Consider the following 15,283-nt stretch of genomic DNA (forward strand, 5'->3'; position numbering starts at 1 on the left):
AATCGGCCCGCCCGCCCATGCATGTAGCGCACCTGTCACTCGTCGACTATCGGTCGTACGCCCGGGTCGAGGTCCCCCTCGAACCGGGCGTGACCGCGTTCGTGGGACCCAACGGCCAGGGCAAGACCAACCTCGTCGAGGCGATCGGCTATCTGGCCACGCTCGGCAGCCACCGGGTCGCCTCGGACGCACCCCTGGTCCGGCTCGGCGCCGAGCGGGCGTACGTTCGCGCGAGCATCGTCCGCGAGGACGGCCGCAGCGCGCTGGCCGAGTTGGAGATCAACCCCGGCAAGGCCAATCGGGCCCGGATCAACCGCTCGCCCGCGACCCGGCCGCGCGACCTGCTCGGCCTGCTGCGCACCGTTTTGTTCGCGCCGGAGGACCTGGCCCTGGTCAAGGGCGACCCGGGCGAACGCCGCAGGTTCCTGGACGAGTTGCTGACCGCGCGCACCCCGCGCCTGCTCGGCGTGCGCCAGGACTACGACCGGGTGCTCAAGCAGCGCAACACGCTGCTGCGCACCGCGGCGCTGGCCCGGCGGGCGGGCGGCGGGCGCAGCGGTGCGCTGAGCACGCTGGACGTGTGGGATGAGCATCTGGCCGCCGCGGGTGCCGAACTCACCTTCGCCCGGCTCGATTTGGTCGCCGCGCTGCAACCGCTGGTGGACAAGGCCTACGACGCGTTGTCCACAGGCGGTGGACCGATCGTGCTGGACTACCGCAGTTCGATGTCGGAGGACCCGCTGCCCACCGACCGGGCCGGCATCCACGCGGTGCTCACGTCGGCGATCGCGGCCGGTCGGGCGGCCGAGGTCGAGCGCGGTCAGACGCTGGTCGGCCCGCACCGCGACGATCTCGTGCTGCGTCTGGGCCCGTTGCCCGCCAAGGGCTACGCCAGCCACGGCGAGTCCTGGTCGTACGCGCTGGCGCTGCGGCTGGGCTCCTACGAACTGCTGCGCGCGGACGGCGGCGAGCCGGTGCTGGTGCTCGACGACGTGTTCGCCGAACTCGACGTCACGCGCCGCGCGCGGCTCGCCGAGATGGTCGCGCACGGCGAACAGGTGCTGGTCACGGCTGCGGTGGCCGAGGATGTGCCGCCCGCGCTCGCGGGTGCGCGCTACGACGTCGCCGCGGGTGAGGTGCGGAGGGTCGAGCATGAGTGACGAGGCCCACACCCCGCCCGCCGGCGGCCCCGGGCGGGCCGGGCAGCCGCCCGTCGAGCCGACCCGCGGGATCGATCTGGCCCGCGCGGCGCTGACCCAGGCCCGCGCCCAGGCCCGGACCCGCCAAGATCTTCGGCAGGACCAGACTCAGGCCCGCCGTGGCTTGAAACGCAGTGGTTCGGGACCCGACGACCGCGACCCCCAGCCGCTGCGGCAGATCATGGGACGCCTGGTCACCGAGCGCGGCTGGCAGACCCCGACGGCGGTGCACGGCGTGCTTCAGCGCTGGCCGGAAATCGTCGGCCCGGCGATGGCGGCCAACTGTCGCCCGGAGCGCTTCGAGGACGGCGAACTGGTGGTCCGCGCCGAATCCGACAACTACGCGACTCACGTGCGCTGGCTCGCGCCGAAACTGCTCGCCCGCCTCAATCAGGAGCTGGGCGACGGCACCGTCACCTTCATTCGGGTCGTCGGCCCGGCGCAGGAGCGCCGCCGGGGCCAGTGGCGCGCGCGGCCGTAGCCGGTTTTCGGCCACGCTCGGTGCGGCCCGGGTGTGCCCCCGGGTGGCCTTTCGGATGCGCGTCGGCTCCGATCGGCCGGACCGCGGGGGCGATGTGTCCGGTGTCATACCGGTCTGACACGCTGTTACCGTCCGAGTCGCCCGCGCCGCGTGGACAGCCATGAGAGCGATTCGGGACCCGGGGGCAAGTAGGGGGACATGCGACAGGGCACATCAGGGCGCCACACGCGGACACAGGGCCCTTGGGAACCCATCTTTGTGTCGCCCCGACCGGTAGACTGAACCAGCAATACCGCTCATGCGGATCCTGTTTCGACTTCCGCGGCTCCGTGCCCGGGGGCGTGTCGGGCCGGCTGCCTGCCGTTCGACACACCCTGCCGATCCTGCTCCTGGGCAGGGAGCCGTGCTGTGCCAGAAAGGGCGCTTCGTGGCCGATTCCGGCAACCCCAAGGAGAATGACGTGGCCGGCTCGCCGGAAACCCCTGCCGCGCTCGACTCGTCGTCGTACGGCGCGAGTGACATCCAGGTCCTGGAGGGCCTCGACGCGGTCCGGAAGCGCCCGGGCATGTACATCGGTTCCACCGGTGAGCGCGGCCTGCACCACCTCGTCCAGGAGGTCGTCGACAACTCGGTCGACGAGGCACTCGCCGGATACGCGACGCACATCGAGGCGACGATCCTCGCCGACGGCGGCGTGCGCGTGGTCGACAACGGGCGTGGCATCCCGGTCGACATGCACCCGGTGGAGAAGAAGCCCGCCGTCGAGGTCGTGCTGACCATCCTGCACGCGGGCGGCAAGTTCGGTGGCGGCGGCTACGCGGTCTCCGGCGGTCTGCACGGCGTCGGCGTCTCCGTGGTCAACGCGCTGTCCTCGCGCCTGGCGGTGGACATCCGCCGCGACGGCTACCGCTGGACGCAGGACTACAAGCTGGGCGCGCCCACCGCCCCGCTGGAGCGGCACGAGGCGACCACCGAGACGGGCACCACGGTCACCTTCTGGGCCGACCCGGACATCTTCGAGACCACGGTCTACTCGTTCGAGACGCTCTCCCGGCGCTTCCAGGAGATGGCCTTCCTCAACAGGGGCCTGACCATCTCGCTCAACGACGAGCGCCCGGACCACGTGGACGAGAAGGGCGAGCAGCTCACGGTCACGTACCACTACGAGGGTGGCATCGCCGACTTCGTGCGATACCTCAACTCGCGCAAGGGCGAGCTGGTGCACCCGTCGGTGATCGACATCGAGGCCGAGGACAAGACCCGGTCCATCGCCGTGGAAGTCGCGATGCAGTGGAACTCGCAGTACACCGAGGGCGTGCACAGCTACGCGAACACGATCCACACGCACGGCGGCGGCACCCACGAAGAGGGCTTCCGGTCCGCGCTGACCGCGTTGATCAACCGCTACGCGCGCGAGAAGAAGCTGCTCAAGGAGAAGGACGAGAACCTCGCCGGCGAGGACATCCGCGAGGGTCTGACCGCGATCATCTCGGTCAAGCTCGGCGACCCCCAGTTCGAGGGTCAGACCAAGGACAAGCTGGGCAACACCGAGGCCAAGACCTTCGTGCAGCGGGTCGTGCACGAGCACCTCACCGACTGGCTCGACCGCAACCCCAGTGAGGCCGCGGACATCATCCGCAAGTCGATCCAGGCCGCGACCGCGCGGATGGCCGCCCGCAAGGCGCGCGACCTGACCCGGCGCAAGGGCCTGCTGGAGACCGCGTCGCTGCCCGGCAAGCTGAGCGACTGCCAGAGCAACGACCCGTCCAAGTGCGAGATCTTCATCGTCGAGGGCGACTCGGCCGGTGGCTCGGCCAAGTCCGGCCGCGACCCGATGTACCAGGCGATCCTGCCCATTCGCGGCAAGATCCTGAACGTCGAGAAGGCCAGGATCGACAAGATCCTGCAGAACACCGAGGTCCAGGCGCTCATCTCGGCCTTCGGCACCGGTGTGCACGAGGACTTCGACATCGAGAAGCTCCGCTATCACAAGATCATCTTGATGGCGGACGCCGACGTCGACGGCCAGCACATCAACACCCTGCTGCTGACCTTCCTGTTCCGCTTCATGCGTCCGCTGGTCGAGGCGGGTCACGTGTACCTGTCCCGGCCGCCGCTCTACAAGATCAAGTGGAGCCGGGACGACTTCGAGTACGCGTACTCGGACCGCGAGCGCGACGCGCTGCTCGAACTCGGGCGGCAGGCCGGCAAGCGCGCGAAGGACGACTCGATCCAGCGCTTCAAGGGCCTCGGCGAGATGAACGCCGAGGAGCTTCGGGTGACCACGATGGACATCGACCACCGGGTCCTGGGCCAGGTCACGCTCGACGACGCGGCCCAGGCCGACGAACTGTTCTCGGTGCTCATGGGCGAGGACGTCGAGGCCCGCCGCTCCTTCATCCAGCGAAACGCCAAGGACGTCAGGTTCCTGGACATCTGACCAGCCGGGGGACTTCGCGGCAGCGCGGATGTCCACCTCCGAGTCGGCCCCACGCCACACCTCGAAAGGACTTTGACCAGCAATGGCCGAAGAGAACACCCCGGCGCCCGCAGGCGACCCGGCGGACGCGGTGAACAGCACCGGCGGTCTGCGGATCGAGCCCGTCGGGCTCGAAACCGAGATGCAGCGCAGCTACCTCGACTACGCGATGAGCGTGATCGTCTCGCGCGCCCTGCCCGACGTGCGCGACGGCCTCAAGCCGGTGCACCGTCGCGTGCTCTACGCGATGTACGACGGCGGCTACCGGCCCGAGAAGGGCTTCTACAAGTGCGCCCGCGTCGTCGGCGACGTGATGGGCACCTACCACCCGCACGGCGACACCTCGATCTACGACGCGCTGGTCCGGTTGGCCCAGCCGTGGTCGATGCGGATGCCGCTGGTGGACAGCAACGGCAACTTCGGCTCGCCGGGCAACGACCCCGCCGCGGCCATGCGGTACACCGAGTGCAAGCTCAAGTGGCTGTCCATGGAGATGCTCCGGGACATCGACGAGGACACCGTCGATCTCCAGGACAACTACGACGGCCGCAACCAGGAGCCGACGGTCCTGCCGGCCCGCTTCCCGAACCTGCTCGTCAACGGCTCCGCGGGTATCGCGGTCGGCATGGCGACCAACATCCCGCCGCACAACCTGCGCGAGGTCGCGTCGGGCGCGCAGTGGTTCCTGCAGAACCCGGACGTCACGGCGGAAGAACTCCAGGACGCCCTGATCGAGCGGATCAAGGGCCCGGACTTCCCCAGCGGTGCGCTCGTCGTCGGCCGTCGCGGGATCGAGGACGCGTACCGCACCGGCCGCGGCTCGATCACCATGCGCGCGGTGGTCGAGGTCGAGGAGATCCAGAACCGGCAGTGCCTGGTGGTCACCGAACTGCCCTACCAGGTCAACCCGGACAACCTCGCGCAGAAGATCGCCGACCTGGTCAAGGACGGCAAGATCGGCGGCATCGCCGACGTCCGCGACGAGACCTCATCGCGTACCGGCCAGCGCCTGGTGATCGTGCTCAAGCGCGACGCGGTGGCCAAGGTCGTGCTGAACAACCTGTACAAGCACACCCAGCTGCAGGACACCTTCGGCGCGAACATGCTCGCGCTGGTGGACGGCGTCCCGCGCACGCTCTCGATCGACCTCTTCATCCGCAACTGGGTGGAGCACCAGATCGAGGTGATCGTCCGGCGGACCCGCTTCCGGCTGCGCAAGGCCGAGGAGCGCGCCCACATTCTGCGTGGTCTACTCAAGGCCCTGGACGCGATCGAGGAGGTCATCGCGCTGATCCGGGCCTCGAACACGGTCGACGAGGCGCGTACGGGCCTGATCGGGCTCCTGGAGATCGACGAGATCCAGGCCAACGCGATCCTGGAGATGCAGCTTCGCCGGCTGGCCGCTCTGGAGCACCAGAAGATCACCGCCGAGCACGACGAGCTGATGGCGAAGATCACCGACTACCAGGCGATCCTGGCCTCGCCGGACCGGCAGCGCCAGATCATCAGCGAAGAACTGGCCGCGATCGTCGACAAGTTCGGCGACGACCGGCGCAGCGCGCTGGTGCCCTTCGACGGTGACATGTCCATCGAGGACCTGATCGCCGAAGAGGACATCGTCATCACCATCACGCGCGGCGGCTACGTCAAGCGCACCCGGACCGACCTGTACCGCTCGCAAAAGCGCGGCGGCAAGGGGGTGCGCGGTGCGCAGCTGAAGCAGGACGACATCGTCGACCACTTCTTCGTGACCACCACGCACCACTGGATCCTGTTCTTCACCAACAAGGGCCGGGTCTATCGGGCGAAGGCGTACGAACTGCCTGACACCGGTCGCGACGCGCGTGGACAACACGTGGCGAACCTGCTCGCGTTCCAGCCGGACGAGAAGATCGCCCAGGTGCTCGACCTGCGCGACTACGAGGTCGCGCCGTACCTGGTGCTGGCGACCAAGGCCGGTCTGGTGAAGAAGACCGCGCTCAAGGAGTACGACACCAACCGCGCGGCCGGCGTGATCGCGATCAACCTGCGCTCGGACGAGGCCGGTGACGACGATGAGGTGATCGGCGCCGAACTGGTCTCCGCCGACGACGACCTGCTGCTCGTGAGCAAGAAGGCGCAGTCGATCCGGTTCACCGCCACGGACGAGACGCTGCGGCCGATGGGTCGGGCGACGTCCGGGGTAAAGGGGATGAGCTTCCGCGAAGGTGACGAACTGCTGTCGATGAACGTGGTGCGCGAGGGTACTTTCGTGTTCACCGCCACCGATGGGGGCTTCGCGAAGCGAACCAGTGTGGACGAGTATCGCGTCCAGGGACGTGGGGGCCTCGGTATCAAGGCCGCCAAGATCGTCGAGGACCGAGGTTCACTCGTCGGGGCGCTCGTCGTGGACGACACGGATGAAATCCTCGCCATCACGCTCGGCGGTGGAGTGATCCGCACCCGCGCCGCGGGTGTCCGGCACACCGGACGTGACACGATGGGTGTGCAGCTGATCAACCTGGGTAAGGGCGACGCCGTTGTCGGCATCGCACGTAACGCCGAACCTGAGCCCGAGGCCGAGATCGACCCTGAGGTCGACGGGGCCGAAGCCGGTGCGGCCGATGGCACGCACGAGCCGACCTCCACCGTCGAAGGGGAGGTCGTGCCCGGCGGGCAGGAAGGGTGACGCGTGAGCACAGACCGGAAGTCGGCCGGCGGGAGAGGCGAGCGCGCCGACCGGGGTCGGGCCGGCGGGCGCGCTGACAGCACGAGCCGCAGCGAGGCGGCACCACCCCCCACGGGGCCGGTGCCGCCGAAGCCGGCAGCCCCACCCCCCGCGCACGGAGCCGGGTCCACCGGGGACGCGGCGGCTCGCCCGCCGCGTCCTTCGGCGCCCACTCCGTTCGCGTCCCCCTTCCCGCCCGCGGCAGCGGCGGGCGAGGGTACGGAGCGGCCGCCGGCCGCGGTCAACGGCAGCAAGGCCGCCGCCCGCCCGACGGGCGGCGGCACGATCACCTCGCCGCGCCCGACCCGGGGCACCCCGGCCGGCGGAGTCCCGTCGACCGCTCACCGAGTGGGGCAGCCCATGGCGCAGCAAGGGCGGACCGGGCCGGAGGCGCAGGTCCGACCACCGATCGCGCGCAGCCGGCGGGCCCGGCTGCGGGCGGCGCGGGTGGACCCGTGGTCGGTGATGAAGGTCGGGTTCCTGCTGTCCCTGGCACTGGGTGTGGTGCTGATGGTCGCGGTGAGCGTGTTGTGGCTGGTGCTGGACGGCTTGGGCGTGTTCACCTCGGTCGGTGACACGGTCAAGGAGGCGACCCAGTCGGAGAACAACGGCGGCTTCGACCTCCAGCACTTCCTGTCCCTGAAGAACACCCTCTTCTTCAGCGGCATCGTGGCCATCGTCGACGTCATCCTGGTGACCGCGCTGGCCACGCTCGGAGCATTCCTCTACAACCTCACCGCGTCGTTCACGGGTGGCATCGAGGTCACGCTGGCCGAGGAGGACTAACGATTTTGGAGGCGGGCAAGCGGTGCGGTACGCTCTCTGAGCACGCACGCGGGCCTATAGCTCAGACGGTTAGAGCGCTTCCCTGATAAGGAAGAGGCCACAGGTTCAAGTCCTGTTAGGCCCACTCTCATAAGTGCAGATCAAGGGCCCTTCCCCGTGTCTTGGGGAAGGGCCCTTGATCAACTTAGGGGAGATTCAGGGGAATCCGGATCAGGCCGCTTGGTTCTCCTCCAGGTCGGCAATCACCGGCCCCAGGTGCGGAAGCAGACCGACGAGCGTTTCCCGTTCGTTCGCGTCGAGCGCCAGGAGCGAGCCGTCCCAGCGAGCTTCAAGGACGTCGGATACGCGCTGCTCCATTTCCGGCGTCACGTGTTCGTAGACCCGCGCTATGCCCGGCATCTTGTGACCGAGGCGAGCCCGCCGGGCGACTTCCGGCACGTCATCGTCGGCAAGCCACGTCGACTGCGTGTGTCGCCCTTCGTGGAACGTGAACCACTGAAGGATGGGCAGTCGATGAGCCGGTGAATCGGGATCGTCCGCATCGACGCCGTCCCAGGCCGGGCGCCAGAACCGTTCGCGGAAGTGGCCCCGGTAGAGCCCGCCGCCTTCCGGCGCGGTGAAGACAAACTCATGGTCGTGGCTGTCGAGCAGCAGTTCATAGAGCACGGCCATGCTCGGGGGCAGCGTTACCCACCGTTCCGAGGAAGCCGTCTACTGGCCATGTCTCGGAGGGTGCGAGCAGGGATCCTGAATCGATCGCTCAGTTCGTCGGCGGTCAGGAGCGCACCCACGGGTGCGGTGCCGGAGGAGGCGATGAGGGCGGACAGAATCCGCGTTAGGTCTTCGATGCGGGCGGTCAGTTCGTCAGCGCTCAAGCTGCACGCTCCGCAGCGATCTCCTCTTTCGCCGTCCGACGATTGAGGTCGAGATCTCGGCGCACGCCGGCGGCCAGGAGCGTCTCTCCGGGCGCATGTCCGGACCCGGCGCAGGTCCAGCGGCCAACAACGAGCGTGGAGCCGTCCCAGGGGTCCGGAAGGCCGTGAAGACTGCGGACTTATTCGGCCCGCCAGTCGGTGCGCACCGATGTGCGAGAGCCTCGATCGGTTGCGCGAGGCCCCGACCCGTCGCAGCTGTGGCACGGGGGCGCTCCGTCGGCACGGACCAGCGACCCGACGCCCGAGCACCGACGACAGCAGAGTGAGCGGTCGATGGTTCCGGCGACCTCAGCGCCTTTGGTGGCGTACTTGGCTACATATCCGGCCACGGCTCGATCAGTGAGTTCGCCGGAGCCGAGTTCCGAGATGGGGCGGATGTCGAGCTGTTCGCCCCAGCGATATTCACGGGGTCCGACGCCTTCGAACGGCGATCGCAGACGCGCCCCGCGGGCAGCTGTGCGGACAGCATCGGCGAGCACGTCAGCAGTTGCCCACGATGGTGGTTCGGTCACGACCGCCGAGCCCGTCAAGGGGCCGTCCAAGCGAATCACGGCGTGGAAGTGGATCGAACCGCGCCGCTGATACTCGCCGACTTTGGCGAAAGACACTCGCACGACAGCGGGGAGTTCGCGTTGGGTCAGGCCTCCCATTGCCGCGAGTCAACGACGCACCAGGGTCGTGAAGCGGGCCCAGAGCTTGTCGGAGTGGGCATTCCAGAGGACCGCGCTCAGGTAGTCGTACGTGCCGGAGTGGAGAGGCGCCCCAAGCGCGGGGTCGTCATCGGGATGGTGCTTGCCGCACCGGCAGGCGAGTTGATTGCCCGCAGGGGTTTTGGCGCGGTTGTGGACGGGGCCGAACGAGGGTGCCGTCAGGGTCACAAAGGCCCTGGTGTGGGAGCGCACCGACTCCGGCACCGACTTGCCGCCTGTCAGCCCGGCGCGGATCAGCTGGAAGGTGTCCGCGCGGTAGGTCTCGGAGCACGAGGGGCAGCGCGACGATTTCCGCAGGCGACCAGGAGGCTTCCCGTTGGCTGTTCGTCGGTCGAGAAGCGGTGGAGCGTCGCCCCCGCGTTATCCACAGTTGTGGACTCACCTGTGAGTCGGATCGGGTGAGCGCATCCGCCGGTGCGCTCGACTTGGGCCAGCCAGGTCGGGAACGACGCCGAGCCGGCCCGTGAAATCAGTGTCTGGAGTGTGGCATCGAGAGGGGGGACAACGGGGCGAGGCGCTGTCATCGGTGGATGTTTCCTTCCCGAACGAAGAGGGTGCGGGCGCGTTGACCTGGGGTGTGGCGCGCCCGACCGGAACGAGGCATGGAGCCGGTAGGGACTTGGCGTGAAGTGGTCACACCGGCCGGAGTGGAGAGGGTCAGCCCATGGGGAGGCTTGTGGCCTTGTCGCCGTCGAGCCGCGCTTGCACGGCGAGGACCAGGGCCACGGGAAGACCGAGCTTCTGCCTCAGCGTGGCCGTGTCGATCGGGTCGCCGGTGCGTGCGTGATGGTCTTGGGCCCGTCGCCGCGCAGCTTGGACGAGCGCCGGAGGAGGTTCGATTTCACTGCCCGACGGGGGCACCACAGGCTTCGAGGTCGGCAGGACGACCGGCGGAGTGGTGGGCGGGTCGGGAGTCTCTTGCCGGGGAGGCTCGGGTAGCACCGGCTCATCCTTCGATGGATGCCCCGTGGAGCCAGACACCGCACATGTCCCACGTTGCGGCGGCCACGAGGTCGGGGGCGCCGACCCGCTGAGCGGCGACCAGTTCGCGCTGTACGGCAGTCCAGCCGAGATCGTGATGCCCGAGCAGGTTCGCTGTCACCCGGGCCATGTGGCAGGCCCGCAACATAAGGGCTTCGAGGCGATCGACAGTGATCACGAGACTATGAGCCGTCATCCGGCTCACTGGCAAAAAACTGCCAGTCAACGCACAGCACGGCCTCAACGCCAGTATTGCGGGTGGACTTGTCCGCCTTTGCCGCCGGTCTGTTGGCTCGAAATTCATTGAGAAACCTGAAGCTCAGGTTCCGGCTGCCGATTCATTATCGAGTGGCCTACGGTACTTCGCGCAGGTCAGACGACATGATCCAATATCAGGCAAGTTAGGCAAGTACTGCTTGAGGGCCCAGGAAGGTGTTTCGGTCGAAACACTTCGTGGACTCCCGTTCGGCGAGGACGGGCAGCGTCTCGATCGAGCCGGCGCCGCTGCCGGGGCGCGGGTGCGCTGAGGCCGGGGCCGGGCGTGATATTGGGGTTACTCGAAACGGCCCGGGATTTCTTTGCCTGGTCAGGAGATGCCTGCGAGCAGGTAGCCGCCGAATGTCAGGACGAACGCCAGCACGAGGTACACCGGCATCGACAGCAGCGCCGCGAAGCAGATGAGCAGGAACGGGATGCGGCGACCGGCCTTGAACCTGCCGTGCTGGCGCAGCACTTCCGTTTCCATGTTGAGACGCTCCGCAGCGCGTCCGGAAACGGTCACGCCTGCATTGGCGGGCATGCGTAGCAGTACCTTGCGCACGGCGGCGTCAACGGTGTCACGGCCGCCTTTGAGTCTGTTGAGGATGACCCGCACGCCGTGGGCGTCGGTGAGGATCAGCTGGTCGTCGGTGCCCTGGCCGACCACCTCGACCCGGCCGACTTTGGTAAGCCGAGCGAGGTCGACAGTGCGCCGCCCGGTGAGGGTGCGCACGGACATCAGGGTGCCGTCGTGGAGCCGCGCGTGCCAGCCCACGTGTGCGGCGTAGAAGGTCAGAGCGCTGAGGGCGGGCGAGACCATGTTGAGAACTACGAAGTCGTCATCGATTAGTCGGGCTCGCACCAACAGACCCGTCACCACCAGGATCGCGGGTGGAAGTAGGGCTGCCACGAGGTCGGCAACCCTGCGGCCGGTGCGGCCCTGGCCGACGAATATCGGGCTGCTGTCGGAGAAATGGGGAGTGTTCTCCGCAGAGTTGACTGTCACAGCGATGCAACTTATCGCGCACTGCGCTGCGGACAACGACCGGGTTCATAGCACGGTATCTCCGCGTACCTGTCCGCGGGGAGCGCCACCTGCCCGATTTGTGACCTCGTTTCGGTCGAAACGAGGTCACCGATTTCTTTCGGATCTGAAAGAAGTTGGAGAGGCCGAGACGTCACGTACCTGCTCAACTTGCCTGAACAGCCCTCGGATATCCGTCAGGCATGTGGGTCGAGGGGTACTTGCCTGACATGGCTGACGCTCAATCGGCACCCGAGATAAAGCGGCATGCGTTCAAACTTTCTCTACGTGTTCAAGGCGGCCCCGCACGCGGGGCCGCGCGGTACTAAGCCGTCGGCGCACCTCCCGCCTCCAGGCTTCGCCCCAGCGGGAGCCGCGCCGACGGCCAAGAACCGCGAAACCACGATGAGGACCAGGAGCACCGGCTGGTGGTGAAGCTGACTTCCGCAGGACAGGTTCGCAGCTTCGCTGCGAGTCGCCTGGGGGCGACCCGTGGCCTTCGGCCACACCGGGGGCGCGCTCGTTGCGTAGGACTCGAGTTGTCCTCGGCCAAGACAAGGACCCTGCGGTTTCGTAGGACACACCTTGATGCTCGGGTTGCGTGACCCGCGCGCCGAAACCCCGGTGTGCCACCCCGGGCCCCGGCACACCGGGGCCCGGGGCCGTGGGTCGTCTTCCGTAGGGGGCCCAAGCCGGGCGGGACGTCAGCCTTCAGGCTGCGGAGTTCGCGGGAATCGCCCTTGAGGTCATCAGAGAGGGCGACGGGCTCTGACTAGCTCTGGGAACCTTCGATTGCTTCGAAGATGTCGGAGTCGGTCTCCTGCTGCCACTCCGGCAGATCCGACCAGTCCGCGACGTAGCCCGGCTTCGGGTCCTCGAAGTGCTTGAACATCTGAGCCGTCCAGCAGGTCGCGACGAAGCGTCCCTTCTGTTCACGCGTCAGCCTGGTCGCGTGACCGGCACTGACTTCCAGGAACTGACGGACCTGGTCGAAGACGGCGCCTGCGGCTTCGCGCTCCCACTCCGGGGTGTCGTCCCAAGGAGTCACGTATCCCGGCTTCGGTTCGCCGGGGAAGTACTTGTGAACGCTTGAGATCCACGTCTCGCGGAACAGTCGTGCCCCGTGGTGCTTCGACATGTCTACCCCTCTCGTCACGCCATGTTCAGTGCGATGATCTCGGCTTGCAGGTCGGCAATGCGACCGTCGTGAGCCGGTTGACCGAACTCTCCCAACAGCCCTTGGAGCCTACGGGCGACGTATCCGGACGAGGACTCACGGGCGAGCTGAAGAGCTTCCCGACCGTAGGTCACCACTTGGTCCGGGTCTCGACGCTTCGCACCGATTGCTGCAAGGTCCGTCAGTACGGCCGCGCGTCGCCGAAAGGATTGCCCCGGTGCGAGCGCGCCTTGAGCCAAGGCGCCGACCAGGACGTTCTCTGCCCGGTCCAGGTGCCCGAGTTGTACGTAGCGGGCACCGCGTTCTTCTGCGAGCCGGGAGCCATCGAACCGAAGCCAACCGCCGTTGTGGCCGGGGCCGTCGAGTTCGGCTACTTGCTCCGCGTTGTCGAGCGCACGTTCGCAAGCTGCCATCTCGCCGAGACCGGCGTAGGCCTCAGCCTGGACACAGGCAACCCAATGCCGTGTCGAGAGGGAACTGTCCCCGCGGCGTGCGACTTGCTCAGCGCCCGACAGCGTTCGGGCCGCTTGCCCGTAGCGGTGCTGGTACAGCTCGACATAAGCGTGTCGCACCAGCGCACACGCCCACAGGTCGAAGGACCCCGCTTCCCTGCTGGCGACCGCAGCCAGGGTGTAGGAGGCCGCAGCATCGGCGTAGCGATCTCCGTCGAAGGCGAGTTCGCCGGCCAGTTGGAAGAGATCACCCGCAGCCCCACACAGTCCCTGGAGTTCGGCGGTCGACCCACCGTCCAGCGAACTGTTCAGCGTGGAGAGCTGATCCCGCACGATCGGGCGCACCGATCCCTTGGCTCGGGCGCGCAGGTACACCTGCCACAGATGATCGTTCATCTGTAAGAAGTCAGTAGTGCGGCCCCGCTGGGCCACCTCTGTGAGTGCTTCGGCGTTCTGAACGGGGAGGCCTACGAGGGCACTTGTCACGGCTATCGCGCGCAGGAAGTCGCGTCGAATCATGTCCTCAATGCTCTCCAGGCCGGGGCGGTCGCCTGCCGGCGACCCGGTGGGTCTCTCGGAACCGGCCTGTAAGGGGATCACCAGAGCATCGAGTCCGGCAAGATCCACTTGCAGCAATTTGGCTGCTTTGGGCCGAAGTTGAGGTTGGGGTGCGGTTTCCCCCCGTTCCCAGCGCCCCACCGTTGTGCGGTCGACACCGAGTGCATGTGCGAATGATTCCTGACTGTAGCCCAGGACTTTGCGGCGATCTGAAAGGCCCACGCGGGCCTCCTTCCCCTGTCTCACCGTGAACTACCAGGTGGCACAGCCTGTGCATCCGATGTGCATCAAGAGTGCCGCTTCGATGCGGTGGAGAAGCCCAACTCCAGACGGTTCGCTGAAGCCATGACGGTTGTTCACAATGTGGGACCGATGGTGCTGCCCGTGGGACACGAGATGTCTCTCCTCGTCTATCGACTGACGCCCGACGGAAACCGAAGCGACGAACGTGCTCCTGAGACCTTCACGAGCTACGCCATGCCTTGGGGTGGTACTCCCGAGCCTCCATGCCGATGTCCTCTCGCGAGCTGCCCCCTGCCGCGCGGAACCTGAGCTGCGCCGGAGCGGGCCCGCGGTTGAGCAACCTCCTGGCTGCGTCGGTCCTATGACGCGGCTCCTTTGATTGGACCCGCTCGACTCCTGCGGGTTGTCGGGCGGATCCCGCGCCACACCAATTGAAGTCTGGCGAAGGGTGGAACGAGCATGACAAGCACGCTGTCACCGAAGGCTGCGACAGGGGTACTCGTCCCTGCCGCGGTTCGCGCAAGGCTTACAGCACGCATCCGAGCGGACCGTCCCGAGATCGACGCCGATCTCGCCGACCGGATTGTCACCGGGACCGCCGAGTTCCTTACGGTCAGCGCGGCCGACCCCAGGGCGCGCATGGTTCCGTCGGCCCTCATCGACGTCGGTTGGCACGCGTGGGTGCTCCACACGGTCGACTACGCCGAGTACTGCGACCGGATCGGCCGGTTCGTTCATCGGGTGTTCTGCAAGGGGGTCCGTGCGGACCGCCCGTACGCGTGGACACACCGCAACGAAGCCGCGGTCGCGCCGTTCCTGCCCGCCTCGCTTGCCCCGGCGCTGCTGTGGAGTTTCGTGCAGGACGGGTGGCACATGCTCGGGTTCGAGTACGTGCCCGGACGCTACCCGTCGCTGTCGCCGACGTCCGGCGACTTGGACGTGATCGGCGACCTGGTCGTCACGATGGCTGAGGCGTTGACGCCGTGTCCCTCCGCCGCACTGCACTCGATCGCCGACCGATGGGGCGCCGCTCCCGGTTGGGCTGCCGTCTATGCGAAGTTGCCCACCGATCTTGATCCCTGGGCGCGCGCGCACATAGGGGTGCTCGCGATGCTCGAACGGGGCGCGTTCCTTGACGGGGACACCCTCGTTCATTCCGATCTGCACCCGGCGAACATGCTCACCCGGGACGACCGGGTGAGCTTGCTCCGCTTTGACGGACACCTTCGTTGTGGTGGTCAGGCTGCGAGTGCGGCTTCGTATTCGACGGGCGTGCGGTAGCCGAGGCTGCTG

General features: G+C 67.6%; 11 protein-coding genes, 1 tRNA gene and 1 pseudogene. 7 read left to right on the forward strand and 6 right to left on the reverse strand.

Annotation, left to right across the window (positions count from 1 at the left end):
• Window positions 1–17: 17 nt before the first annotated feature.
• The 6 genes from recF (at window position 18) to ABZS54_RS05295 (ending at window position 7,776) form a co-directional block, all read left to right on the forward strand.
• Entirely contained in the window at window positions 18–1,160 is a 1,143-nt protein-coding gene (gene recF / locus ABZS54_RS05270; RefSeq protein WP_355531235.1) for a DNA replication/repair protein RecF, read from the forward strand.
• Window positions 1,153–1,680, forward strand: coding sequence for a DciA family protein (locus tag ABZS54_RS05275; RefSeq protein WP_355531237.1), 528 nt, complete (start codon window positions 1,153–1,155; stop codon window positions 1,678–1,680). The genes recF and ABZS54_RS05275 overlap by 8 nt, the downstream gene beginning before the upstream one ends.
• 403 nt (window positions 1,681–2,083) lie before the next feature.
• A complete protein-coding gene (gene gyrB / locus ABZS54_RS05280; RefSeq protein ID WP_355531239.1) occupies window positions 2,084–4,120 on the forward strand; it encodes a DNA topoisomerase (ATP-hydrolyzing) subunit B in 2,037 nt (678 codons plus the stop codon).
• Window positions 4,121–4,202: 82 nt separating this feature from the next.
• On the forward strand, window positions 4,203–6,827 hold the full coding sequence (gene gyrA / locus ABZS54_RS05285) for a DNA gyrase subunit A (protein ID WP_355531241.1): 2,625 nt from the start codon (window positions 4,203–4,205) through the stop codon (window positions 6,825–6,827).
• A gap of 399 nt (window positions 6,828–7,226) precedes the next feature.
• Entirely contained in the window at window positions 7,227–7,652 is a 426-nt protein-coding gene (locus tag ABZS54_RS05290; protein ID WP_355531243.1) for a DUF3566 domain-containing protein, read from the forward strand.
• Between the two features lie 50 nt (window positions 7,653–7,702).
• A tRNA-Ile gene (locus tag ABZS54_RS05295) sits at window positions 7,703–7,776 on the forward strand.
• Window positions 7,777–7,862: 86 nt separating this feature from the next.
• On the opposite strand, the gene ABZS54_RS05300 is transcribed toward ABZS54_RS05295, so the two are convergent.
• The 6 genes and pseudogenes from ABZS54_RS05300 to ABZS54_RS05325 all read right to left on the reverse strand — a co-directional run bounded on the left by ABZS54_RS05300 (window position 7,863) and on the right by ABZS54_RS05325 (window position 13,969).
• Window positions 7,863–8,324: a hypothetical protein gene (locus tag ABZS54_RS05300; RefSeq protein WP_355531245.1), complete on the reverse strand. Its 462-nt coding sequence runs from the start codon at window positions 8,322–8,324 to the stop codon at window positions 7,863–7,865.
• A 382-nt stretch (window positions 8,325–8,706) separates the two neighbouring features.
• A pseudogene (locus ABZS54_RS05305) lies at window positions 8,707–9,821 on the reverse strand (replication initiator).
• A gap of 422 nt (window positions 9,822–10,243) precedes the next feature.
• Entirely contained in the window at window positions 10,244–10,456 is a 213-nt protein-coding gene (locus tag ABZS54_RS05310) for a hypothetical protein (protein WP_355531247.1), read from the reverse strand.
• A 408-nt stretch (window positions 10,457–10,864) separates the two neighbouring features.
• Window positions 10,865–11,542, reverse strand: coding sequence for a hypothetical protein (locus tag ABZS54_RS05315; protein ID WP_355531249.1), 678 nt, complete (start codon window positions 11,540–11,542; stop codon window positions 10,865–10,867).
• A gap of 790 nt (window positions 11,543–12,332) precedes the next feature.
• On the reverse strand, window positions 12,333–12,698 hold the full coding sequence (locus ABZS54_RS05320; RefSeq protein ID WP_355531251.1) for a hypothetical protein: 366 nt from the start codon (window positions 12,696–12,698) through the stop codon (window positions 12,333–12,335).
• Window positions 12,699–12,712: 14 nt separating this feature from the next.
• A complete protein-coding gene (locus ABZS54_RS05325) occupies window positions 12,713–13,969 on the reverse strand; it encodes a helix-turn-helix transcriptional regulator (RefSeq protein ID WP_355531253.1) in 1,257 nt (418 codons plus the stop codon).
• Between the two features lie 660 nt (window positions 13,970–14,629).
• Here ABZS54_RS05325 and ABZS54_RS05330 point away from each other — a divergent pair.
• A complete protein-coding gene (locus tag ABZS54_RS05330; protein ID WP_355531255.1) occupies window positions 14,630–15,271 on the forward strand; it encodes a phosphotransferase in 642 nt (213 codons plus the stop codon).
• The last annotated feature ends 12 nt before the right edge of the window (window positions 15,272–15,283 follow it).

Origin of the sequence: Embleya sp. NPDC005575, assembly GCF_040605455.1 — a bacterium.
Lineage (GTDB): Bacteria > Actinomycetota > Actinomycetes > Streptomycetales > Streptomycetaceae > Embleya.